This window comes from Streptococcus pseudopneumoniae (assembly GCF_038148935.1).
Classification (GTDB): Bacteria; Bacillota; Bacilli; order Lactobacillales; family Streptococcaceae; genus Streptococcus; species Streptococcus pseudopneumoniae_U.
On sequence record NZ_JBBJZX010000283.1, the window covers coordinates 1 to 212 of the forward strand.

Below are 212 nucleotides of genomic sequence, written 5' to 3' on the forward strand. Positions count from 1 at the left end.
ATGGGATGTCGTATTCAAGTGGTGTCTGATTATCTTTGTTGCCTATATGGTAGCAGGATTTATCTTCTACTTTATTAAGCAATTCAAGAGAAAGTCATCCTAAGACACAAGGGATTCATTTTCGAGTTTAAGAAGGAGTCTGTACACTAAAGAGGCTTCTTCTTTTCTTGCTTGTTTGATAACTATCAAAAAATTAGAAGATTAAGAGAAAT

General features: G+C 33.5%; 1 pseudogene. It reads left to right on the plus strand.

Going from position 1 to position 212, the window contains the following annotated elements:
* Window positions 1–103, plus strand: a pseudogene (locus WKI42_RS11120) (Pr6Pr family membrane protein); the annotation flags it as partial.
* Between the last annotated feature and the right edge of the window lie 109 nt (window positions 104–212).